This is a genomic window from Streptomyces cavernicola, from assembly GCF_029968035.1.
In the GTDB taxonomy this organism is placed as follows: Bacteria; Actinomycetota; Actinomycetes; order Streptomycetales; family Streptomycetaceae; genus Streptomyces; species Streptomyces cavernicola.
In genome coordinates this window covers 256,923-278,888 of record NZ_JASCIQ010000004.1, presented here as the reverse complement: position 1 = coordinate 278,888, position 21,966 = coordinate 256,923, and the positions used below count along the sequence as shown (strand labels likewise).

Below are 21,966 nucleotides of genomic sequence, written 5' to 3'. Positions count from 1 at the left end.
TCAAGCCGGAATCTCCGCGGCGTTAACCATCCAGGAGTCCGCGCGAGGCCTCAATCAGTTGCCAGGAGTTGCCGTGCTTTCCGGGGGGCTCGGCGTGGATTTTCCGCGGTGCGGGAGGCTCTCAGGCAGCCATGGGGATGCCCGCCCTGCCGTGGGCCTCGGGCGGGTGAGGGCAGCTGCGGGGATGTTGAGATGATCCCGGAGGTCGCCGGCCGTCGGCCGGCTGTCGAGAGGGAAGGATGAGCGGAATACTCACCGGCTTCAGCACGATCGGAGCCATCATCGTCCTGGGCGTGGCGCTGGGGCACTTCGGCGTCCTCGACGTGCAGGCCCAACGCCTGCTCTCGCGGCTCGCGTTCTACGTGGCGAACCCGGCGCTCATGGTCACCGTGCTGGGCGAAACGGATATCTCCACCGTCCTCTCGGCAGGGCTTCCCGCGTCCCTCGGGGGCGTCGCGATCGCCGCCGGCCTGCAGATCGCGGCGTCCCGGTACGTGTGGAAGAGCTCGGCGGCGGAGACGACGATCGGCGCCTTCTGCGCCGCCTATGCCAACGCGGGCAACCTCGGCCTGCCCATTGCCGGTTACGTACTCGGCGACGCCTCACTGGTGGCGCCGATGCTCCTCACCCAGCTCCTGCTGCTCCAGCCCGTCGGGCTCACGGTGCTGGACCTCAGCACCGGTGACCGGCCGCGGACCTGGCGCACGGTCGTGACGACCCCCTTCACGAACCCGTTGCTGATCGGCTCGCTCGTAGGGGTGCTGCTGGCCCTCACGGACGTGCGGCTTCCCGCGCCGGTACGGGACCCCCTGGAGCTCATCGGCGGTATGGCGATCCCGGCGATGCTGCTCGCCTATGGACTCTCGCTCCGCTTCGGCCCGCTGCCGGGCAAGGGCGGACGCCTGGCGCGGACGGGACTCACCGTGTTCCTGAAGCTCGCCGTGCAGCCTCTCGTGACGTTCCTGCTGGCCCGCTACGCGCTCGGCCTGGACGAGGCGACGGTCCTCGCGGTGACGGTGATCGCCGCCCTGCCCACGGCTCAGAACGTGTTCGTGCACGCGAGCCGTTACGGCGTCGACGTCGTACCGGCCCGCGACTGCGTCTTCCTCTCCACGGTCCTCTCCGTGCCCGCACTCTTCGCCGTCGCGACCCTCCTGGCGTGAGGAGCACGACGCGTACGCAGGGGAACCGTGCCCGGCGAGGGCAACTTATGGCAACCGATTGCTGAAACCGGCCGAGAGGTGCGGTAATCCTCCCGGCGCGGCCTCGCCTGCTGATGAGTCGGCAGTGTTCCGAGGCAAGTCGGCGCCGTTCGAGGGCAGCATGCGCCGCGCTGTGACAGTACGGGCCGGGCACGCTGTGGCAGCAAGGGAGCAGAGATGGCCGACGGGACGATGACGGTCGACCAGGAGAAGGACCCGTACGTCCTCGACCCGGCCATGGTCAAGGAGCCTCCGAAGGGCTGGCGAGGCGGACTGCGCTTCCTCGGGCCCGGCATGATCACCAGCGCGGCGGTCGTCGGGTCCGGTGAGCTGCTCACGGCCACCACGCTGGGAGCCGAGGTCGGCTTCATGCTGTTCTGGCTCGTCTTCGTCTCCACCTTCGTCAAGGTGTGGGTGCAGGTGGAGCTGGCGCGCTGGTCCATCTCGACCGGCAAGGCCGCGATCACCGGATACAACCAGGTCCCACCGAAGATCGCCGGTCGCGGCTGGATGGCCTGGCTGGTGCTGCTGATGTTCCTGCAGTTCCTCATCGGGCAGGCCGGCGTGATCGGCGCCGGCGCGCTGGCGTTCTCCACGCTGCTGCCGATCGGGGGCGATCCGTTCTCCACGACCTCGATCGCGGTCTGGGTTCTCATTCTCGTGGTGATCGCGATCGCCATCCATGTGGTGAACCGGTACAAGCTCGTGGAGTCGATCTCCACGGTGCTGGTCGTCCTCGTCACCGCGTTCGCGGTCGTCATGGTGTTCCTCGTCCAGTTCACCGAGTTCCAGTGGAGCGTGGCGGACGTCAGCGACGGGCTGCGGTTCCAGGTTTCCGCCGGCTCGATGGGGGTGGCCCTGTCGATGTTCGGGATGACGGGGGTCGGCGCCGGGGAGATCACCGCCTACACCTACTGGTGTGTGGAGAAGGGGTACGCCGCGTGGGCGGGCCCGAACGACGGGTCCGAGGCCTGGGTGCGGCGTGCGCGTGGGTGGATCCGGGTGATGAAGCTGGACGCCTGGGTCGCCTGGGTCGTCTACACCGTCTCCACCGCGGCGCTCTACATGCTCGGTGCGGCGGTGCTGCACCCGCAGCCCGAACTGCGCCCCGAGGGGCCCGAGGTGATGGGGGTCATCTCCAGCATCTTCACCTCGACGGTCGGCCAGTGGGGCGGCACGGTGTTCCTCGTCGGGGCGGGGGTGGCGCTGTTCAAGACGATCATCGCCAACGTGCCCAGCCTCGGCCGCCAGGTGGGCAACACCCTGGCGGTGTTCGGCGCCTTCGACTGGACCGACATGCGCCGGCGGGACCGGTGGATGCGGGTGATCATGGTCGTGCTGCCCATCACCTGGGGCCTGCTCGCCGTCGCTGTCCAGGCGCCGTTGACCCTCGTCGTCATCGCCGGGATCCTGAACTCCCTCTTCCTCATGGGCGTGGCCGTCGCGACTCTCCACCTGTCGCGCACCGAGACGGACCCACGGGTCAAGGACGGGAAGCCGTTCACGGTTCTGCTGGTGATATCGGCCGTCGCGATCTTCGCGGTCGGCTTCATCGGCCTGACGGACATCTGAGCAAGAGGAGAACACCCACATGCGCGCTGTCGTGGTCCACGCTGCGAAGGACCTGCGGGTCGAGGACGTACCGGACCCCGAGTGCCGGCCGGACCAGGTGATCGTCGCCATGGAGTGGGGCGGCATCTGCGGTTCCGACACGGCGTACTGGAAGACCGGCACCTCAGGCACCGCCGTGCTGAAGGACCCGCTGATCCTCGGGCACGAGGTGGCCGGGCACATCGTCGAGGTGGGATCGCGGGTCAGCGGGGTGGAGGTGGGGCAGCGCGTGACGGTGCACCCCGCGACCCTGGTCGGCGACCACACCATGCCCGAGGAGAACGCCGGCCGGACCAACCTGTGGCCCGAGGTGCGCTACTTCGGGTCCGCCGCCTTCCAGCCCCATGAGCCGGGCGGATTCAGCTCGTTGCGGGCCGTACGCCCCGAGCAGTTGCGGCCGCTGCCCGACCGGGTGAGCACCAAGGAGGGAGCCCTCGCGGAGCCGTTCGGGGTGGCGATCCACGCGGTGCGACGTGCCGGTGACGTCTCCGGGCGCACGGTCCTCGTCAACGGCTGCGGCCCCATCGGGGCACTCGCCGTCGCGGCCGCCAAGGCGGCGGGCGCCGGCCGGGTCCACGCGGCGGACCCGTCCGCGAACGCACTGCAGGTCGCCCGTGCCATGGGCGCGGACGCCCTGATCTCCCTGGCCGGCGGAGAGCCGCTGCCCGCCGATGTCGAGGTGGCGATCGAGGCCTCCGGCGCCGCACGGGCCCTCGGCGGTGTGATCTCCGCGGTGCGCCGTGGCGGCGTGCTCGTCCAGGTCGGCAACCTCCCCGCCGGTGAAGTCGCCGCCGAGCTGGGCAACATCGTGACGAGGGAGATCGACTACCGCGGTTCCTACCGGTTCGTCGACGAGATCACTGACGCGATCACGCTCATGGAATCCGGTGTGGACGTCTCTCCGCTGATGACCCACCGCTTCGCGCTCGACGACGCGCAGGAGGCGTTCGCGGTGGCCGCGGACCGCGACTCCGGCTCCAGCAAGGTCATGCTCCGGCTGGCCTGAGCGCCCGGTGGCCGACAGGGGACCTTCGCTTGCGAGCGGATTCCCGGCCAAGGCCACGGCGTCCTCGGCGAGTTGATCCGCTGCGTGCAGGTCCCGCCGAGCAGCCAGGCCGCCGGAGAGTTCGTGCCCCGCAGGGCGCAGGACGTCTGCGGGGCACCCGGATGCGTCCGGTCACTGGTGGAATCCCACCTGGAATGCGGAACGCGGAACGCGGAGCGTCACCCGATCCGTTCTTCGGAGCGGTCGGCGCCCCACCGGGTGTGGAAGCTGCCTTCCCGGTCCGTGCGGCGGTAGGTGTGCGCTCCGAAATAGTCCCGCTGTGCCTGAACCAACGCTGTCGGCAGGGTGCCGCCGCGCAGTGCGTCGTAGTAAGCCAGCGCGGCGCAGAAGCCGGGGGTGGGGATGCCGAGCCGGGCGGCGGTGGCGATCACCTCGCGCCAGGCGTCTTGCGCGGCGCCCAGCTCCTTGGCGAATTCCTCGTCGGCGAGCAGTGACGGCAGACGCGGGTCCGCGGCGTATGCGGCGCGAATGCGGTTCAGGAAGTCGGCGCGGATGATGCAGCCGCCGCGCCAGATCGTCGCCAGCCGGCCGAGGTCGATGTCCCAGCCGTGTTCTTCCGCGGCGGCCGCGATCATGTGCCAGCCCTGCGCGTACGAGACGACCTTCGAGGCGTACAGGGCCTGCTCCACCTGCTCCGTGAACCGGGCGGCGTCCTCGGGCGGGAGTGCCTGCGGCGTCGGGCCGGGCAGCGCCCGCGCTGCCGCTCGAACCGGAGCGTGGCCGGAGAGGGAGCGCGCGAAGACCGCTTCGGCGATGCCGGACACCGGGACGCCGAGGTCGAGCGCGGTCTGCACGGTCCAGCGGCCGGTGCCCTTCTGGCCCGCCTGGTCCGCGATCACGTCGACCAGCGGCCCGCCCGTGTCGGCGTCGGTGTGGCCGAGGACCTCGGCGGTGATCTCGATCAGGTAGGAGGCGAGCCGGCCGCCGTTCCAGCGGCGAAAGGTCTCCGCGAGCGCGGCCGGCTCCTGACCGCCGGCCCGTCGCAGCAGGTCGTACGCCTCAGCGATGAGCTGCATGTCGGCGTACTCGATGCCGTTGTGCACCATCTTCACGAAGTGGCCCGAGCCGTCCGGTCCCACGTGCGTGCAGCACGGTGTGCCGTCGACGTGTGCGCTGACGGCGGTCAGCAGCGGTGCGACCTTCTCGTACGCGGCGGCCGTACCGCCCGGCATGATCGATGGGCCGTTCAACGCGCCCTCCTCGCCGCCGGAGATGCCGGCGCCGATGAACTCGATGCCCCGCTCGCGCAGAGCCGCCTCGCGGCGGCGGGTGTCGGCGAAGTGCGCGTTGCCGCCGTCGATGATCACATCGCCCGGCTCGAGCAGCGGTGTGAGCTGCTCGATCACCGTGTCGGTCGGCGCGCCGGCCTGGACCATGATGACCAGGCGGCGGGGTCGCGCCAGGGCGGTGACGAAGGCGGTCAGGGACTCCGTGGGGACGAAGGTTCCCTCGTGCCCGAACTCGTCGACCAGGGCACGCGTCTTGGCTTCGGAACGGTTGTACAGCGCTACCGCGCAGCCGTGACGGGCGAAGTTGCGGGCCAGGTTACGGCCCATCACGGCCAGGCCGATCACGCCTACATCAGCATGGGTGGGCATGGTGACTGCATCCAATCGATTGGTCGGGAGGAGATCGGGAGGAGATCGGGCCGGGCCGCGCCCAGGAGGCCGGAACGGCCGGGGCGGGCGGCTATGCGAACAGGTCCGCGACGGCCGTGTAGGAGGAGAGCAGTCGCGGTATCGCGGCTCGTACGGTGCGGTACAGCTCGGTGTCGGCCGGGGAGGCGGGGACGGGAACGCCGTTCTCCGGCGCAGGAGCGCCAAGCAGCGCCGGTGCGTCTGCGAGGCGAGGGGCCCGGCCCAGCGCATGGAGACCCAGCGCCGCGGCGCCCAGCGCCGAACCCTCGGCGTCGGCGACCAGGTGGACAGGCCGGTCGAGCACGGCGGCGATCACCGAAGTCCACAGCGGCGAGCGGAACGCGCCGCCGGTGACCTGCACGGCCTTGACCGGCTCGATGCGATCCAACTCGTCGACGACGGTGGACAGTTGCAGGGCCACCCCCTCCATGGCGGCCCGTACGAAATGGCCGCGGGTGTGCGAGTGCCGCACTCCGAGGTAAGCGCCGGGCACATCGGGGTCCCACAGCGGGGCCCGCTCCGCGAGGAGGTACGGCAGCATCACCAGGCCGTCGCAGCCGGCCGGCACGCTCGCGGCGAGCGCGAGAACGGCCTCGTCGGACAGCGCGTCGTCACCGGATCCGTCGCCGAACGTACGGCCCGCCCAGCGCATCACCACGCTGCCGTTGCTGACCGCGCCGCCGACTGCCCATGCGGTGTCGGTGAGCGCGTAGCAGAACAGCCTGCCGCCCGGAGCGACGAACGGCTCGGGCACGATGGCGCGGACCGCGCCGCTGGTGCCCAGGGACAGGCCCACGGTGCCGGGTTCCATCGCCTGCGAACCGAGGTTTCCCAGCGGCCCGTCGGCGGCGCCCACACACACCGGGGTGCCGGACGGCAGGCCGCTCTCCCCGGCCGCCGCGGCGGACAGCGGCAGCAGGGACGTGGTCGGCAGGACGTCCGGCAACTGCCCCGGTGCGACACCCGCAAGGTCCACTGCCGCCGGATGCCAGGTCCGGGTGGAGAGGTCCAGAAGGCCGGTGCCGGACGCCGAGGACAGCTCGGTGACCAAGGAGCCCGTCAGGAGCCACAGCACGTAGTCCTTGAGCCCCACCCACCAGCGCACCTCGGCACACAGCTCCGGCTCCGCCCGGTGGAACCACATCAGCTTGGTCAGCGGTGTCATCGGATGCACCGGAGCGCCCGTGGCACGGTGCAGCGCGGCGGCGCGTCCGGCGGCCCGCAGCTCCGCGGCCTCCCCGCGCGCACGGTCGTCCGCCCAGGTCACCAGCGGGGTGAGCGGCTTGTGACCGGCGTCCAGACCGATCAGGCCGTGCATCGCCGCGCTGACGGAGACGGCGAGGAGACGCGAGCCGGCGCACTGCTCGGCACACGCGCGGAGGGCGGAGAAGACCGCGGCGGCGATCGTGTCCGGGTCCTGCACCTGCCGGCCGCGCCGCGGAGTGAGCAGCGGGTACTCGCGGACGGCGGTACGACGCCACGCGGACCCCACACCGAACGCCACCGCCTTGACCGCGGTCGTACCCACGTCGAGCCCGATGACGACCTCGCCGGGGGAGCGGTCCGGCGCGGAGGCCGTCATGACGCGGTCAGCTCCTCACCGCTCAGCTCGGCGGCCTGCGCCAGAACTGCCTCCACCACGGGAACGTCGGCGGCGAGTGCCGGATCGAGGTGGCCGAGCACGGCGCGCACGGCGTCGGGGAGCGAGCCGTCGATCCGCGGCAGCGCAGCTCCGGCGGCGTCCTGCACCGGTGCGCCCAAGCCCCGGAGGTGGCACACCCAGGCGGCGAGCACCCGCGTCGCACCCAGCGGAAGCGCACCGCGCGCACGCTCCCGGCGCAGCGCCGGGAGGATGCGGACGGGCAGCTTCTGCGAACCGTCGGCGGCGATCTGTGCGAGCGCATGCCTGATCCGGGGGTTGCCGAACCGCTCAAGGAGCGCGGCCCGGTAGGCGTCCAACTCCTCCTGCGGCAGCGTGAGATGGAGACAGGCCGCGTTCCACCACTCCTCCAGCCACTCGTGGCAGACAGGGTCGGCGACGGCCTCGGCGACCGTCTCGTGGCCACGCAGCGTGGCCGCGTAGGCCAGCAGCGAGTGGGCGCCGTTGAGCAGCCACAACTTGCGTTCCTCATACGGCGTCACGTCATCGGTGAACGTCGCGCCGGAGTCCTCCCAGCGGGGGCGTCCGGCGGGGAATTCGCCGCTGATCACCCACTCGCTGAACGGTTCGGTGACCACGGGGGACGAGTCCACGAGTCCGGTGTGGGCCAGCACGGCGGCGCGATGCTCGTCGCTCGTGGCCGGGGTGATGCGGTCGACCATGGTGGTGACGTACGCGGCCCCCTTGTCCGCGGCCTCGACCGGTTCGGGGCGGCCTGTCCGTTCCGCCAGCTCGCGCACGAGCCGCTCCAGCACCGCGCCGTTGCCCGGCAGGTTGTCGCAGGGCACCAGGGCGACCGGGCCGAGCCCGGCGGCGCGGCGCGCCTCCAGACCGGCCACCAGCTTGCCGACGGCGGTGCGGACGGGTGCGTCGGGGTCCTCGCTCAGTGCGTGGATGTCGGCACGTACGTCATCGCGGTCGACGGCCAGGGAGCCATCCGCGCCACGGGTGTAACCCGCTTCCGTGACGGTCAGGGTGACTACCGCGAGCGCTTCCTGCCGCCAGTAGCCGAGCCATGCCGCGTGGTCGCCCCCCGGGTGGACGGCGGACAGCGCCGCCGGAACGTCGAAGCGGTCGCCGTCCGGTCCGCGAGTGATCAGGGAGTAGAGACCGTCCTGTGCGCCGAGGGCCTGGGCGGCATGGGGGCGGCGGCCGGTGAAGGCCGCGATGCCCCACTCCGCGCTGTCCGGCGCCCGGTCGGTGTACCAGGCCTGATGTGCGCGGAAGAAATTGCCCAGACCCATGTGCAGAACGCGGACCGGGGCCGTGGGCCGGCCGTCGTGCGTCGCGCGGGAGAGGCGGCGGACCACGGACGAGGTGGCGCTCACAGCTTGAAGGCCTTTCGCGGATTGTCGGCGACGAGGGCGACGGCGGTCTCCAACGCCTCGTCCTCGTCCAGGCGGTGCTCGGCGACGAGCTCTGCCAGCACGCCGCTGTCGAGTCGGCGTGACATGTCGTGCCGGGCCGGGATCGAGCAGAACGCGCGGGTGTCGTCGATGAATCCGGACGTACGGGAGAACCCGGCGGTCTCCGTGACGGCCCTGCGGTACCTGCGGATCGCGTCCGGCGCGTCCAGGAACCACCAGGGGGCGCCCGCGTACACCGACGGGTAGAAGCCGGCCAGAGGTGCGATCTCGCGGGAGAACACCGTCTCGTCGAGGGTGAACAGCACCAGTCGGAAGCCCGGGTGCGTGCCGAAGGCGGTGAGCATCGGCTGCAGGGCCTGCGTGAACTCCACCTGGACCGGGATGTCGTGGCCGGTGTCCGCCCCGAAACGTTCGTAGGTCGGCGTGTGATGGTTGCGGTGCACCGCCGGGTGGAGCGTCATCACAAGGCCGTCCTCGGTGGACATCCGTGCCATCTCGAACAGCATGTTGCGCCGGAACGCCGTGGCCTCGGCAGCGGTCGCGGTGCCGGCCAGCGCGGCCGCGTAGATCCGCTGGGCCTCGTCGGCGGGCAGCGGCTCGGCGCGCACATCGAGGTGGCTGTGGTCGGCGGAGGTGGCGCCGTGCTCGACGAAGTGCCGTCGGCGTGCCTCCAGAGCGCAGAGAAAGCCCACATAGGTACCGGTGTCCACGCCGGAGACCTCGCCGAGCCGGGTGACGGCGTCCCGCCAGCCCGCCTGGGCCGGCTCCAGATACCGGTCCGGGCGGAAGGTCGGGATGACGCGGGCGCTCCAGGAGGGGTCGTCGGCCAGCGCACGGTGTGCGCTCAGGTCGTCGCACGGGTCGTCCGTGGTGGCCAGCACCTCGATGCCGAACTGCTGGAAGAGCGCGCGCGGCCGGAACTTGTCCTGCGTGAGCTGCTCGGCGATCTGGTCGTACAGGCGGTCGGCGTTGCCGGCGTCGGGCCGCTCGGTGATGCCGAAGATCTCCGACAGCTCGGCGTCGAACCAGTAGCGGACCGGAGTGCCGCGGAAGGCGGCCCAGTTGGCGCACAGGTGGCGCCAGGCCACACGGGCCTCCGGCTCCGGCAGCGGGCCTCGGCCCACGCCCAGCTCGGCCAGCGGTACCCCGCTCGCGTGCAGCATCCGGGTCACGTAGTGGTCCGGGGTGACGAGCAGGCTCGCCGGATCGCGGAACGGCTCGTCGGTCAGCAGCAGCCGGGGATCGACGTGCCCGTGCGGCGAGATGATCGGCAGCTCGCGCACGGCTTCGTACAACCGCCGCGCAATGGCGCGCACGCCCGGGTCGGCAGGGAAGAGACGGTCGGGGTGCGGCTGCAGAGGAGATGTGGAACGCGGCATACCCAGGAGTCTCGGCATGCCGGAAGGGCTTTGGCAATCGGTTGCCATAAGTTGTCCCGCTGCCTTGCGCAGCTGCTACCGGAACGCCATCGTGCGGTCATGGATGACAGTGCGATCGCGACGGCCGGACAGCTCCCCCGTACCACCCCGGAGGCTCCGCCGGCCGCCCATGTCGGAGGGCCGGACACGGTCCTCACCGATGCCCAGGTGACCGAGTTCGTCACCGAGCAGCTCTCCCGCGCCGGCCTGGACGGGCAGAGCGTCTGCGTGGTCGTGCCGGACGCCACGCGCAGCTGCCCGCTGCCGCTGCTGCTGTCCGCCGTGCACGGCGCGCTCGCCGGGCGGGTGAGCCGGCTGACCGTGCTGATCGCGCTGGGCACCCATGCGGCCATGGACGAGACCCAGTTGGCCAAGCACCTCGGCTACCCCGAAGGGGAACTGGCGGCCCGGTACCCGGGCATGACCGTTCTGAACCACGAGTGGTGGGACCCGGAGACCTTCGCCTCGCTCGGCACCATCTCCGCCGACCGGATCGGCGAACTCTCCGGCGGACTGCTGCACCACGCCGTCGACGTCCGCCTGAACCGCGCCGTCGTCGAGCATGACACCACCCTCGTCCTCGGCCCGGTCTTCCCGCACGAGGTCGTCGGCTTCTCCGGCGGCAACAAGTACTTCTTCCCCGGCGTCGCGGGCGCCGACATCATCGACCTCTCGCACTGGCTCGGCGCCCTCATCACCAGCGCCGGCATCATCGGCACCCGCGGCATCACCCCCGTTCGCGCCCTGATCAACGAGGCCGCGGCGCTCATCCCGGGCCGCCGTATCGCGCTCTGCGTCGTCGCGCAGTCCGGTTCCGGCGCGCTGCACTCCGCCTCCTTCGGCACGCCCGAGGCCGCCTGGGCCGCAGCGGCGGACGTCTCCGCCGAGACCCACGTGCGCTACCTCGACGCCCCCGTCGAGCGGGTGCTGTCGATCATGCCGGACAAGTACGAGGACATCTGGACCGCCGCCAAGGGCTTCTACAAGCTGGAGCCGGTGGTCGCCGACGGCGGCGAGGTCATCCTCTACGCCCCGCACGTCACCACCATCTCCGAGATGCACCCGGAGATCGCCGAGATCGGTTACCACTGCCGCGACTACTTCACCAAGCAGTGGGACCGCTTCAAGGATCTGCACTGGGGCGTGCTGGCCCACTCCACTCATCTGCGCGGCGCCGGCACGTACGACGAGGTGGACGGTGAGCGTCTGCGCGTCACCGTCACGCTCGCGACCGGCATTCCGGAGGAGGTCGTACGGGCGGCGAACCTCGACTACCTCGACCCCGGCTCGGTGGACATCGCGGCGTACCAGGCCGATCCGGACACCTTGGTCGTCCCTCAGGCCGGCGAGGTCCTGTACCGGCTGAGGGCAGATCGCAAGGAGTCATAGCGGGTCACAGCGGGTCACAGCGGGTCACAGCGGCCCGCGCGAGGTCAGGGGGCGGGAGTCTCGCAGGCCCTCGCGGCCGGAGGCGTCCGCCTCCGGCACGCCGTCGACTGCCGTACCACCAGGCGGGTCGGCAGGATCGCCGACTTGCCCGGATGGGCCTGGGAGTCGCCCACCTCCGCGAGGAGTGTGCGGACCGCGGTGTGGCCTTGTATACGGGCCGGCGCGGCAATGGTCGTCAGCTCCGGGGTGACCAGTTCGGACCCGCTGATGTTGTCGAACCCGACCACGCTGAGTTCGCGCGGCACCTGGATGCCCGCAGCCTGCAACCCGCGCATCAGGCCGATGGCCATCTGGTCGTTGTACGCGATGACCGCCGAGGACTTCGGCCGGCCCAGCTCCGCGGCGGCCTGCAGCCCACCTGCCACCGTCGGAGGGTACGCACCGGTGCGGTGCACCCGCACGCCCAGTTCCGACGCCGCCTCGTGCAGCGCGCGCCAGCGCACCCCGCTCGCCCAGGAGGCCTCGGGCCCCGACAGGTACGTGATCGTACGGTGGCCCAGCTCGCTCAGGTGTTGCACGGCCTGGCGCATACCGTCCATGTCGTCGTTGACCAAGCTCGTCACGTCGCTCACCACACGGTTCAGCACGATCAGCGGGCGCTGTTTGGCGATCATGCGGATCGCCGAGTCCGACATGCGGGAGCTGGCCAGCACGATCCCCTCCACCGCCGGCAGCGTCCGCTCCAGGGACTCGCGCTCCAGCTGGTCCGACTCCTGGGCGTCCACCAGGAGGATCAGATAGCCGGCCTCGCGTGCGGCCTTCTGCGCACCGATGACGATCTCCGCGAACACCGGGTTGGCGATGTCGGCGATCACGCAGGCGATCAGCGTCGTACGGCCGGTCGGCAGTGCGCGGGCCAGCGGGTTCGCGTGGTATCCCAGTTCCGCGGCGACCTGCCGGATGCGCTCCGCCGTGGCGGCGTTCACGCGGCCGGGGCGAGAGAACGCGCGGGATACGGTCGACGGCGCCACGCCTGCGGCCGCCGCGACGTCGTAGATGGTCGGCGAACGCGAGGCGCCTCCCTGCGGAGACGGTCTGTCCGTCACGAAAAGCTCCTGGTGGTGAAGGTTCTGTCGGGTCGACGGGCGAGGGCGCGCAGGGCGGTGCCGAGCGGGTCGGCGGGGTGTTCCGTGCGCTGGGGCAATAGATGGCAATCGCTTGCCGTCCAGCTCCTGCTCGCGATCAATTAATTGAACGTTATACCCGCCACACACCGCCGCGGCGATGCTGCAGGAGAGTCAGGAGCACGGGATGCTGAGGCCCCAGGACACCGCAACGCGAGAGCGCAAGAACCTCAACGGCCTCTGGGCCTTCCGACTGGACGCCGAGGGCGCGGGCCGGTCGGCGGGCTGGTGGCGGGACGGACTCCCGGCCGCGCGCGAGATGCCGGTGCCGGCGAGCTACAACGACATCGTCCCCGACCTCGAGGTCCGAGACCATGTGGGCGACGCCTGGTACCAGACCACGGTGCGGGTCCCGAAGGGCTGGGCCGAAGAGCGCGTCGTCCTGCGCTTCGACTCCGCCACACACCGCGCCGTGGTCTGGGTGAACGACACCGAGGTCGCACGCCACGAGGGCGGCTACACACCCTTCGAGGCCGACGTCACCGCGCACGTCACGCCCGGCGAGCAGGCCCGCGTCACCGTGGTCGTCAACAACGAGCTGACCTGGGAGACAGTGCCGCCCGGCAGGATCGAGGACACCCCCCGGGGCCGGAAGCAGAAGTACTACCACGACTTCTTCAACTACGCGGGGCTCCACCGCTCTGTGTGGCTCTACAGCACTCCCGCCGCCCACGTCAGCGACATCACCGCGGTCACCGGCCTGGAGGGCGCGGCGGGCACGGTGCACTACACCGTGGCGAGCGAGAGCGCGGCGGACCAGGCCGTGCGCGTCACGCTGCGGGACGCGGAGGGGGTGACCGTCGCCGAGGGCGAGGGCGCCGAGGGCACGCTGCGCGTCGAGGACGTGCACCGCTGGGCTCCGGGCGACGGATACCTCTACGACCTGGAGGCCGCCCTCGTCGCGTCCGACGGCACGGTCGTGGACAGCTACCACCAGAGCGTCGGCGTCCGCACCGTGGAGGTCGACGGCACCCGCTTCCTCATCAACGGCGAACCGTTCTACTTCACGGGCTTCGGCAAGCACGAGGACGCCGCGATCCGCGGCAAGGCGCACGACGACGCGCTGATGGTGCACGACTTCGAGCTGATGGAATGGCTCGGCGCCAACTCCTTCCGCACCTCGCACTACCCCTATGCCGAGGAAGTCCTGGACTACGCGGACCGGCACGGCGTCGTCGTCATCGACGAGACCGCCGCGGTCGGCATCAACCTGGGCCTCGCCGGGGGCATCTTCGACGACGTCAAGCGCGTGACCTTCTCCGACGAGACCATGGGCGAGCCGCTCCAGCGCACCCACCTGCAGGCGATCCGCGAACTCATCGCGCGGGACAAGAACCACCCCAGCGTCGTGCTCTGGTCCATCGCCAACGAGCCGGAGTCGGACACCCCCGAGTCCCGGAAGTACTTCGAGCCGCTGTTCGCCGAGGCCCGCAGGCTCGACCCCACCCGCCCGCTCGGCTTCGTCAACGTCATGCTGGCACCGGCCGGGAAGTGCCTGGTCAGCGACCTCGCCGACGTCGTCATGGTCAACCGTTACTACGGCTGGTACGTGAACACCGGTGACCTGGAGACCGCCGAGGCCGAGCTGGAGAAGGAGCTGCGTGCCTGGGCCGAAGGCCAGGGCAAGCCGATCATCATGACCGAGTACGGCGCGGACACGGTCTCCGGCCTGCACTCCGTCGTCGACATGCCCTGGAGCGAGGAGTACCAGGACAGGCTGCTGGCGATGTACCACCGCGTCTTCGACCGCATCGACGCCGTCGTCGGCGAACAGATCTGGAACTTCGCGGACTTCGCCACCTCGCCCGGCATTTTCCGCGTCGACGGCAACAAGAAGGGTGTGTTCACCCGCGAGCGGCGCCCGAAGGGCACGGCGTTCACCCTGCGCCGTCGCTGGAACAAGGACGCCTGACCGCTCTCCCCAAGGCGCGTCCCGCGCTGCTCCGCCCTCCGCGGACCGGCCAGTCGGCTTTCCGCGGAGGGCGTCGGCGTCCCTACCTCCCCCGTCCCGTCAGGCAACGATGCCTGCTCACTCAGGGAGCAACAGCATGAAGCTTCGCGTCTCCACCGTGCTCGGCTACGGAGCCGGTGACGCGGCGAACAATCTCGCCTTCAGCCTCTCCGGCATGTTTCTCCTGCTCTACTACACCGATGTCGTAGGACTTTCCGCCGCCGCCGTCGGCACCTTGATTCTCCTCGTCCGCATCTGGGACGCCTTCGCCGACATCTTCGCCGGACGGATGGTGGACCGGATGACCTCCCGCTGGGGCAAGTTCCGGCCCTTCATCCTGTTCGGCGCGGTGCCGCTGCTGCTGCTGAACGTCGCGGTCTTCAACGTCCCGGACATGTCCCAGGGCGCCCAACTGGCTTACGCATACGTCAGCTACGCCCTGCTCGGCCTCGTCTACAGCCTGGTCAACATCCCGTACGGCTCACTCGCCACCGCGATGACCCAGGAGCCCTCCGAACGCGCGAAGCTCGCCGCCATCCGCGGAGTCGGCGCCAACGCGGTCATCATCATCCTGGTGATCGCGATCTCCCCCGCCCTCAAGAGCGGCGGCAGTGGCCTGCAGAGCTTGTTCACGAGCATCACCTGGATCTTCGTCGCCGCCGGCGCGGTGCTGTATCTGTGCACCTTCCTCACAGCCAAGGAGCGTGTCGAGCGCACCGTCACCCAGGTCTCCTTCCGCCAGACCCTGGCCGCGCTCAAGGGCAACCGGCCGCTCTACGTCCTCTGCGCCAACACGGTCGTGGTCCTGAGCGGCCTGTTCGCGCTGCAGGCCGCGGGCGCCTTCTACGCCCGCGATGTGCTCGGCGACCCGAGCCTCTACATCCTGCTCTTCCTCATCAGCGCCGCGATGAACTTCGCCGTCGCGCCACTGATGCCGCGCATCGTCCGGGCCTTCGGCAAGCGGAACGCGTACCTCACGGCAGGCGGCCTCACGGTCGTCGGCGGCCTCGGCACGTTTCTGCTGCCCGCCACTCCGGTGGTGCTGCCCCTCGCCGCCTGGGCTCTGCACGGCCTCGGCCTGGCCATCGTGGGTGCCCTGCTCTGGGCGTTCGAGGCGGACACCGTGGAGTACGGCGAATGGAAGAGCGGAATCCGCACGGAGGGCGCCACCTACGCGGTGTTCTCCTTCACCCGCAAGATCTCCCAGGCCATCGGCGCGGCCGTCGCCTCGTACGCCCTCGCGATCGGCGGGTACGAGGCCGGCGCAGCGCACCTGACCGACGGAGCCCTCATGGGAATCCGCTTCGCTGCCGGTGCCGTGCCCGCGATCACGGCACTGCTCGCCATCGCGATCATGTGGCGGTACCCGCTGACCGACAGCAGGTTTCAGGAGATCGTCCGCGAGGTGGCCGAGCGCCGGGAGCAGCAGGCCGAGGGGGAGGAGGACGGCGCGGCCCGGAGCGCCGCACGGGACGCGGCGCCCGCCGCAACCCCCACCTCCAGTACGGCGCAGTGAAGTTCGGCGGTGGCGCCGGCCCCGACGGAGGCGCCACCGCCACGACGGCAATCCACGCCTCCCCTCGCCTCGCTGCCGCTCTACGGGAGCAGGGCAAGGGACCCGGTCAGGCCCGGCTGCCTGTCCGGCTGCGTCGACGACGTCGCGTCAGGCGGTGTCCGACGGCAGGGCCGCACCCGGTACCAGTCCCTGCGCGGCTGCGGCCGCGTCGGCGGCGTCCAGCACGCTGATGACCGGCAGCCCGTGCGCCGAGGCCAGCGCGGCCACGTCCTCGAACTCCGGCGTGGCCTGGACGATGATTCCGCCGCGATGGGCGACCTTGACCGGCACGGTCCCCTCTCCGAGTACGGCGACCGGCACCCACGTACGCTCCAGGGCGGTCTTGTGCACGGCCCACTCACGTACGCCGATCGTGCTCGTCTCGCGGAACATCCGCTCACGCACCACGGCGACCTGTGCCGACGGGGCCAGCACGCGCAACGTGTGCGCCGGGCGGCCCTTCTTCATCAGGATCGGCACCAGCCAAGCATCCGATGCCCCGTCAGCGAGGAGGGCCGTCAGGACGCCGGGCCACAACCGCGGATCCAGGTCGTCGATGTTGGCCTCCAGGACCACATCGGTGGCTTCCCGGCTGCTGTCCGGGGCGGCCGGCAGCGGAGTGCCGAGCACGATGCGTACGACGTTGGCGCGGCCCGGCGTGTCCTTCGTGCCCGCGCCCATACCGGTCCGCTGCACGTTCATGGCCGGGAGGGTTCCGCAACGCTCGGCCAGCGCGGTCACCAGGGCCATGCCGGTCGGGGTGGCCAGCTCGCCCTCGCCGCCGCTCAACACCTGCCAGCCCGCGGACAGTTCGAGTACCGCCGGCACCGGCACCGGGATGTCTCCGTGCGCCGCGCGCACCCGGCCGGAGCCCAGTGCGACCGGGCTCGCGGTGAGCCTGCCGACACCGAGGTCGTGCAGGGCGGCACACACACCCACGACGTCGGCGATCGAGTCCCAGGCACCGACCTCGTGGAAGTGCACCTCGTCGACCTGCACACCGTGCACCCGGGCTTCGGCGCCGGCCAGCCGGCCGAACACGGCCAGCGCCCGGTCCCGTACCGGAGCGGGGAGACCGGCCTCCGCGATCAGGTCTTTGATGGTCCGCCAGGTGCGGTGCGGATGGTCTTCGGCCAGCGGCTCCACCGCCACCTTCGTGGCGCGCAGTCCGGCGCGCCGAACCGTTGCCTGCGACAGCCGGACGGTGCCGGGAATCACGGCGTCGACCGCTGCCTGCACGACCGGCAGCCCGGCGCCCGCATCGATCAGCGCGCCGAGCAGCATGTCGCCCGCCACACCGGCCGTGGCGTCGATCCACACCTCTTCGGGACGGGCGTTCGCCGCTTGAGTCGGAGGCGGTTGAGCAGCGGAAACGGGCATGTCAGCAGTTTACAAAGGGGCGATGCCCGGCTCCCGAGGGCCCGTCCCCGGACGGTCCTGGGCGGGTCACGTCGAGTCTGCTCGGCGGAGCGACGGGTCAGCGGTGCCACGAGCCGAGCTCAAGTGCGCGGTGAGCAATCGCTCCAGGGCCTGGGGCTGCTCGGCGGCAAGATGTCCGCACACCAGCGTTTTCAGCTCGGCGTGCGGGATGCCCTCGGCGAGTTCGCGGGCGTGGGCCGGCGGGGTGGCCGTGTCCAGCGTGCCGCCGACGACGAGGGTGGCGGCTCTGATCGCCGCGAGGTCGGGGCGCAGGTCGTACGTGGCGAGGGCGTCGCAGCACGCCGCGTAGCCGACCGGGTCGGCGTCGGCGAGGTCGCCGAGCAGCCGGCGGCCGAAGGGGGTTGCGGCGAAGTCGTCCGTGGCGAACCAGCGACCCGGGCTGGTGTCCAGGAGCGGAGCAGTCCCCTTGAGCCGCACCAGGTCGGCCCGCTCGTGCCATGGTTCCGCAGGTCCGAAGTGCGCGGAGGAGCAGACCAGAGTCAGCGACGCGACACGGTCCGGGCGGCGGGCGGCGAGGTGGGCCCCGATGGCCCCGCCCAGGGAGACGCCCGCGTAGTGGAACCGGTCCCAGCCGTGGTGGTCGGCGAGGGAGAGCACCAGCGACGCGAGGTCCCCGACCGTCGTACGGCCGGGCTCGGGGTCGGGCAGCACACCGGACGCGGAACCGCCGTGGCCGGGCAGGTCGAAGCGCAGCACACGGAACCGGCGGGCCAGGGAGGGGAGTTGGGGTTCCCAGACCGCCTCGGAGGTGCCGAGGGACGGCCCGAGGACGAGGGGCGGGGCGCCCGCGGGTCCGGCGACGTGGTGGTGCAGCAGGGGAGAGGCGGGCACGGCGACTCCTGGACGGTTCACTGGTGCTGAGGGCGGGGGCGGGGGCGTGGAGGAGGGTGTGGGCGTGGACGAGGGCGAGGCTCTGGCGCACGCCGACGGAGAAGGTTCCGATGCCAACTTCACTGCCTTGACAGGGGAGTTGACGGTCGAGGGCTCGGGCGGACCGGGCCCCTGAGGTGGGAAGGGCCGGCTGGACCTGATGTCGCCCGGCCGGCCGTCGCGACGGCCGACCGGGCGCGGACCGCCCGCGTCGGTCAAGGCGGGGTCTCCCTCACACCGAGACTTCCCCGGCCGCCAGGTCGGACGGGTGCTGTGCCAGTGGCGTGACCTCGACCGTCATGTACGGGAACAGCGGCAGGTTCCACAGGATCCGGTGCAGCGCCTCGTTGTCGGCGACGTCGAAGACGCTGATGTTGGCGTACTGCCCGACGCACCGCCAGATGTGCGCCCATTCCCCCGTCTTCTGCAGGTCCCGGCAGTACGCCTTCTCCCGGGCCACCAGCTCCGCACGGACCTCAGGGTCGAGGTCGCGCGGGATGTCGACGTCCATACGCACCGCGAACAGCATCGTGCATCACGCCTTGTCGAGAACGAAGTCGTACGTCACCTCGCGGCCGGCGCCGTGTGCGGCGGGGCCGGGGTCGAGGATCAGCTCGGGCTTGACGGCGGAGGCGATGTCGTCGGAGACATGGCTGCCGCCCTTGAAGTACAGCTGGGTGGTGATGAGTTGACGGCCCGGAGCGGACACCTTGAGGTGGAGGTGGGCGGGCCGCCAGGCGTGCCAGCCCGCGGCGGCGATGAGGCGGCCGCAGGAGCCGTCCGTGGGGATCTGGTACGGCGCGGGCTCAATGGTGTGGATCTTGAAGTTGCCCTGGTCGTCGGCGACGACCGCGCCCCGCAGATTCCACTCGGGCAGGCCGGGCGCGAACTGCGAGTAGAAACCGTCGTTGTCGGCGTGCCACATCTCGACCAGGGCTCCGGCCAGCGGGGTGCCGTCCACACCCGTCACCCGGCCCTGGAAGAGCAGCGGCGTGCCCTCCTCGCCGTCGCGCATGGGAAGGGTCGCTTCGGCAGGCAGGCGCGGGGAGTCGGGGACGTAGTAGGGGCCCTCGATCGTGCCCTTGCTGCCCTCGCGGTCCTCGCCCGCGACCTCCTCCACGACATGCTCCAGCCACACGTCGAGGAAGAGCGGCCACTCGCCGTCCTGACCGACCTGGATCAGCCAGGACTTCAGCGCGTCGTACTCGGCGTACGTCACCTTGTGGCGGCGGATGATGTCGTGCGCGGCGGCGAGGAGTTCGGAGACCAGGGTGTCGACGCGCCTGGTGTCCACGTCGGCGCCCTCCGTCCGCTGCTTGCCGCGGAACTTCTCGGTGGCGGCGGCTCCGGAGGCGGCGGCGGTGGCCTGCTCGGTGATGATGTCGGTCATGGTGAATCCCGTCCCTGGAAAGGCTGTTGAGGTGGGTCAGCGGTCCTGGCGGTAGCGCGCCAGCTTGTCGGGGTCGATCTGGATGCCGAGTCCGGCGCCCTCGCGGATCCGCAGGGTGCCGCCGGTGATGGTCAGCGGCTCGGCGAGGAGGTCGTCGGTCATGTCGAGGAAGTTGGAGAGTTCGCCCGCGTAGCGTGCGGTGGTGCGGTGGGCCGCGCCGAAGGCGACCGAGCACAACGTGCCGATCTGGCCGTCGATCTGATTGCCCATCACCACCTCGACACCGAGCCCCTCGCACTCGTGCAGCACGCGCTGGGAGGCGGTGAAGCCGGTGCGGGCGGTCTTGATGCTGATGGCAGTGGCGGAGCCGCCGAGCAGTTCACGCGTCACCTCGGCCGCCCGGGTCGCACTCTCGTCCGCGATGAACGGCACCGGACTCCGGGCCACCAGCCAGCGCCGGCCGAGCACGTCGTCGGCGGGGCAGAGCTCCTCGGCGAAGGTCAGCCCCAGGTCCGCCAACTCCCGCAGGGCACGGGCGGACTCGGACGCCGTCCACCCGCGGTTGCCGTCGATGTAGAGCTCCGCGTCCGGCATGGCCGCGCGCAGCGCCCGGCAGGCTGCCACGTCCTGCGTGTAGGGCCGGCGCCCCACCTTCACCTTGAAGGTGGTGATGCCGTACGTGTCACGGATGCGTTCGGCCTCGGCGACCATCGCCTCGGCCGGCGCGAACCCCACCATGTGGCTGACCCGCATGCGGTCGGTGTAGCCGCCGAGCAGGCCGGAGACCGACATGCCCGCGGCCTGACCGAGGATGTCCCACAGCGCCATGTCGACGGCGGCCTTCGCGGTCGGGTTGCCCACGGTCCGATCGAGGCGCTCGTGGACGGCCTCCCGCTCCAGGGCGGTCAGTCCCGTCAGCTGGGGCGCGAAGATCTTGTCGATCACCGCGACGATGGACTCCTGGGTCTCGCCGTACGTGTACGGGCGGGGCGGCGCCTCGGCGGTGCCGGTCAGGCCCTCGTCCGTGTGCACCCGGACCAGTACGTGGTCGGCGGTGCGCACCTCACCGCTGGCGAATCTCAGCGGTTTCGCATACGGAACGGCGAAGGGGACGGCCTCCACCCTGACGATCTTCATGTTGCTCCCTCGGGCACTTCGATGAACATGTCGTTCTGCTCCAGCACCTCGAGGAGGTTGTGCAGCAGCGGCGATGTGTCGTCCGCACGCCAGGCCAGGTCGAGCCTGAGGACCAGCGCGTCCTCGATCTCCTTGCACACCACGCCCTCACGGGGTGCGGAGCGGACCGAGTCGGGCAGCAGGGCGATGCCGAGGCCGGCGGCCACAAGCGCCAGGGCCGCGGAGGTCTCGGTGACCTCGTAGGCGCGGTGCGGGTAGAAGCCGGAGGCCAGGCAGCCGCGGACCACGGCGTCATGGACGACGGAGCCCGATGTGGCGCCGTACATGACGAAGTCCTCGTGCCGCAGCTGCTCGACACGGACCAAGTCCGCCTCGGCGAGCCAGTGTTGCTCGGGCAGGGCCACGACCAGAGGCTCGGTGGCGACGGGCCGGTGCGCGATGCCCTCCTGGCGGACGGGCGGGCGCAGCAGTCCGATGTCGAGGCGGCGCTCGGTCAGCCCCGCTTCCTGTCCGGGTGTGAGCATCTCGGTGTGCACCTCCAGCATCACTTGGGGCATCTCGCGATGCACGAGCCGTGCGAGTGCGGGCAGTTGGCGGTACGAGGCGGTGCCCGTCAGGCCGATCCTGAGCACCCCCTCCGCGCCGGAGGCGAAGCGCGCGACCCGGGCGACCGCCTCGTCGACGGCCGTGAGGATGCGCTCCGCGTCGGTACGGAACACCTCGCCGGCGCCGGTGAGGGCGACCTGGCGGGTGGTGCGGGTGAACAGTTCCACCCCCAGTTCCGTCTCCATCCGGCGGATCGCCTGCGAGAGCGGCGGCTGGGCCATGTGCAGGCGTTCCGCGGCCTTTCCGAAATGACGTGTCTCGGCTACGGCCACGAAATACCGGAGGTGCCTGAGCTCCATCGGGCTGCCCCTTTTCCTGTTTCGGGGCCCTCGAATGAGCCCCAGCGTAGGGAGCGAATCCCATACACCACAAATACTTGAATTCAGGCTATTGAGACGCTGCCGATATCAATACCCCCCTGGGTCAACCCTGGGGGAATGTCTGGGGCCGACTCTTCACCGCACTGTCATGGTGCTGAAAAGC

Annotated in this window: 17 protein-coding genes; 6 read left to right on the top strand and 11 right to left on the bottom strand. The window is 70.9% G+C overall.

Features of this window, described 5'->3' with window-relative positions; genetic code table 11:
• The first annotated feature begins 239 nt into the window (after positions 1-239).
• The 3 genes from QIS96_RS06160 (at position 240) to QIS96_RS06150 (ending at position 3,819) form a co-directional block, all read left to right on the top strand.
• Positions 240-1,163, top strand: coding sequence for an AEC family transporter (locus QIS96_RS06160; protein WP_282541349.1), 924 nt, complete (start codon positions 240-242; stop codon positions 1,161-1,163).
• Positions 1,164-1,379: 216 nt separating this feature from the next.
• Positions 1,380-2,774 (top strand): Nramp family divalent metal transporter, encoded by a 1,395-nt coding sequence (locus tag QIS96_RS06155; protein WP_282541348.1) that lies wholly within the window; start codon positions 1,380-1,382, stop codon positions 2,772-2,774.
• 19 nt (positions 2,775-2,793) lie between these two features.
• Positions 2,794-3,819: an L-idonate 5-dehydrogenase gene (locus QIS96_RS06150; RefSeq protein WP_282541347.1), complete on the top strand. Its 1,026-nt coding sequence runs from the start codon at positions 2,794-2,796 to the stop codon at positions 3,817-3,819.
• Between the two features lie 218 nt (positions 3,820-4,037).
• Here QIS96_RS06150 and gndA read toward each other — a convergent pair whose 3' ends face one another.
• From gndA to uxaC, 4 genes are all read right to left on the bottom strand, one after another.
• The gene (gndA, locus tag QIS96_RS06145) at positions 4,038-5,477 is read right to left on the bottom strand and encodes an NADP-dependent phosphogluconate dehydrogenase (protein WP_282541346.1); all 1,440 of its coding nucleotides are present in this window, start codon (positions 5,475-5,477) and stop codon (positions 4,038-4,040) included.
• A gap of 91 nt (positions 5,478-5,568) precedes the next feature.
• Entirely contained in the window at positions 5,569-7,098 is a 1,530-nt protein-coding gene (locus tag QIS96_RS06140) for a gluconokinase (RefSeq protein ID WP_282541345.1), read from the bottom strand.
• Complete coding sequence (locus tag QIS96_RS06135; RefSeq protein ID WP_282541344.1) at positions 7,095-8,504, bottom strand: mannitol dehydrogenase family protein; 1,410 nt, start codon at positions 8,502-8,504, stop codon at positions 7,095-7,097. The genes QIS96_RS06140 and QIS96_RS06135 overlap by 4 nt, the downstream gene beginning before the upstream one ends.
• Positions 8,501-9,922 carry a glucuronate isomerase gene (gene uxaC, locus QIS96_RS06130; protein ID WP_282541343.1) on the bottom strand — a complete coding sequence of 474 codons (1,422 nt, stop codon included), beginning with the start codon at positions 9,920-9,922 and terminating at the stop codon, positions 8,501-8,503. The genes QIS96_RS06135 and uxaC overlap by 4 nt, the downstream gene beginning before the upstream one ends.
• A 99-nt stretch (positions 9,923-10,021) precedes the next feature.
• Here uxaC and QIS96_RS06125 point away from each other — a divergent pair, with 99 nt between their 5' ends.
• Positions 10,022-11,350 carry a lactate racemase domain-containing protein gene (locus QIS96_RS06125; RefSeq protein ID WP_282541342.1) on the top strand — a complete coding sequence of 443 codons (1,329 nt, stop codon included), beginning with the start codon at positions 10,022-10,024 and terminating at the stop codon, positions 11,348-11,350.
• Between the two features lie 44 nt (positions 11,351-11,394).
• Here the strand turns inward: QIS96_RS06125 and QIS96_RS06120 are convergent, their stop codons facing one another.
• A complete protein-coding gene (locus tag QIS96_RS06120) occupies positions 11,395-12,456 on the bottom strand; it encodes a LacI family DNA-binding transcriptional regulator (protein WP_282541341.1) in 1,062 nt (353 codons plus the stop codon).
• 205 nt (positions 12,457-12,661) lie between these two features.
• On the opposite strand from QIS96_RS06120, the gene uidA reads away from it, so the two are divergent.
• Both uidA and uidB read left to right on the top strand, forming a co-directional pair.
• Positions 12,662-14,446, top strand: a complete 1,785-nt coding sequence (uidA, locus tag QIS96_RS06115) for a beta-glucuronidase (protein ID WP_282541340.1) — start codon at positions 12,662-12,664, stop codon at positions 14,444-14,446.
• Positions 14,447-14,582: 136 nt separating this feature from the next.
• Positions 14,583-16,001: a glucuronide transporter gene (gene uidB / locus QIS96_RS06110; RefSeq protein WP_282541339.1), complete on the top strand. Its 1,419-nt coding sequence runs from the start codon at positions 14,583-14,585 to the stop codon at positions 15,999-16,001.
• A 147-nt stretch (positions 16,002-16,148) separates the two neighbouring features.
• Here uidB and larC read toward each other — a convergent pair whose 3' ends face one another.
• The 6 genes from larC to QIS96_RS06080 all read right to left on the bottom strand — a co-directional run bounded on the left by larC (position 16,149) and on the right by QIS96_RS06080 (position 21,782).
• Positions 16,149-17,420, bottom strand: a complete 1,272-nt coding sequence (gene larC, locus QIS96_RS06105; protein ID WP_282541338.1) for a nickel pincer cofactor biosynthesis protein LarC — start codon at positions 17,418-17,420, stop codon at positions 16,149-16,151.
• 66 nt (positions 17,421-17,486) lie between these two features.
• The gene (locus QIS96_RS06100) at positions 17,487-18,311 is read right to left on the bottom strand and encodes an alpha/beta fold hydrolase (protein WP_282541337.1); all 825 of its coding nucleotides are present in this window, start codon (positions 18,309-18,311) and stop codon (positions 17,487-17,489) included.
• A gap of 271 nt (positions 18,312-18,582) precedes the next feature.
• Positions 18,583-18,879, bottom strand: a complete 297-nt coding sequence (gene catC / locus QIS96_RS06095; RefSeq protein ID WP_282541336.1) for a muconolactone Delta-isomerase — start codon at positions 18,877-18,879, stop codon at positions 18,583-18,585.
• Positions 18,880-18,885: 6 nt separating this feature from the next.
• Complete coding sequence (gene catA, locus QIS96_RS06090; RefSeq protein WP_282541335.1) at positions 18,886-19,740, bottom strand: catechol 1,2-dioxygenase; 855 nt, start codon at positions 19,738-19,740, stop codon at positions 18,886-18,888.
• Positions 19,741-19,776: 36 nt separating this feature from the next.
• Entirely contained in the window at positions 19,777-20,877 is a 1,101-nt protein-coding gene (locus tag QIS96_RS06085) for a mandelate racemase/muconate lactonizing enzyme family protein (protein WP_282541334.1), read from the bottom strand.
• Complete coding sequence (locus QIS96_RS06080) at positions 20,874-21,782, bottom strand: LysR substrate-binding domain-containing protein (protein ID WP_282541333.1); 909 nt, start codon at positions 21,780-21,782, stop codon at positions 20,874-20,876. Before QIS96_RS06080 ends, QIS96_RS06085 begins: the two co-directional genes overlap by 4 nt.
• Positions 21,783-21,966: the final 184 nt, after the last annotated feature.

What these genes read in the sequence shown, in the direction of transcription:
- QIS96_RS06160 (WP_282541349.1), top strand. Translation starts at nt 240, where the DNA reads ATGAGCGGAATACTCACCGGCTTCAGCACGATCGGAGCCATCATCGTC.
- QIS96_RS06155 (WP_282541348.1), top strand. Translation starts at nt 1,380, where the DNA reads ATGGCCGACGGGACGATGACGGTCGACCAGGAGAAGGACCCGTACGTC.
- QIS96_RS06150 (WP_282541347.1), top strand. Translation starts at nt 2,794, where the DNA reads ATGCGCGCTGTCGTGGTCCACGCTGCGAAGGACCTGCGGGTCGAGGAC.
- gndA (WP_282541346.1), bottom strand. Translation starts at nt 5,477, where the DNA reads ATGCCCACCCATGCTGATGTAGGCGTGATCGGCCTGGCCGTGATGGGC.
- QIS96_RS06140 (WP_282541345.1), bottom strand. Translation starts at nt 7,098, where the DNA reads ATGACGGCCTCCGCGCCGGACCGCTCCCCCGGCGAGGTCGTCATCGGG.
- uxaC (WP_282541343.1), bottom strand. Translation starts at nt 9,922, where the DNA reads ATGCCGCGTTCCACATCTCCTCTGCAGCCGCACCCCGACCGTCTCTTC.
- QIS96_RS06125 (WP_282541342.1), top strand. Translation starts at nt 10,022, where the DNA reads ATGGATGACAGTGCGATCGCGACGGCCGGACAGCTCCCCCGTACCACC.
- uidA (WP_282541340.1), top strand. Translation starts at nt 12,662, where the DNA reads ATGCTGAGGCCCCAGGACACCGCAACGCGAGAGCGCAAGAACCTCAAC.
- uidB (WP_282541339.1), top strand. Translation starts at nt 14,583, where the DNA reads ATGAAGCTTCGCGTCTCCACCGTGCTCGGCTACGGAGCCGGTGACGCG.
- larC (WP_282541338.1), bottom strand. Translation starts at nt 17,420, where the DNA reads ATGCCCGTTTCCGCTGCTCAACCGCCTCCGACTCAAGCGGCGAACGCC.
- catC (WP_282541336.1), bottom strand. Translation starts at nt 18,879, where the DNA reads ATGCTGTTCGCGGTGCGTATGGACGTCGACATCCCGCGCGACCTCGAC.
- catA (WP_282541335.1), bottom strand. Translation starts at nt 19,740, where the DNA reads ATGACCGACATCATCACCGAGCAGGCCACCGCCGCCGCCTCCGGAGCC.
- QIS96_RS06085 (WP_282541334.1), bottom strand. Translation starts at nt 20,877, where the DNA reads ATGAAGATCGTCAGGGTGGAGGCCGTCCCCTTCGCCGTTCCGTATGCG.
- QIS96_RS06080 (WP_282541333.1), bottom strand. Translation starts at nt 21,782, where the DNA reads ATGGAGCTCAGGCACCTCCGGTATTTCGTGGCCGTAGCCGAGACACGT.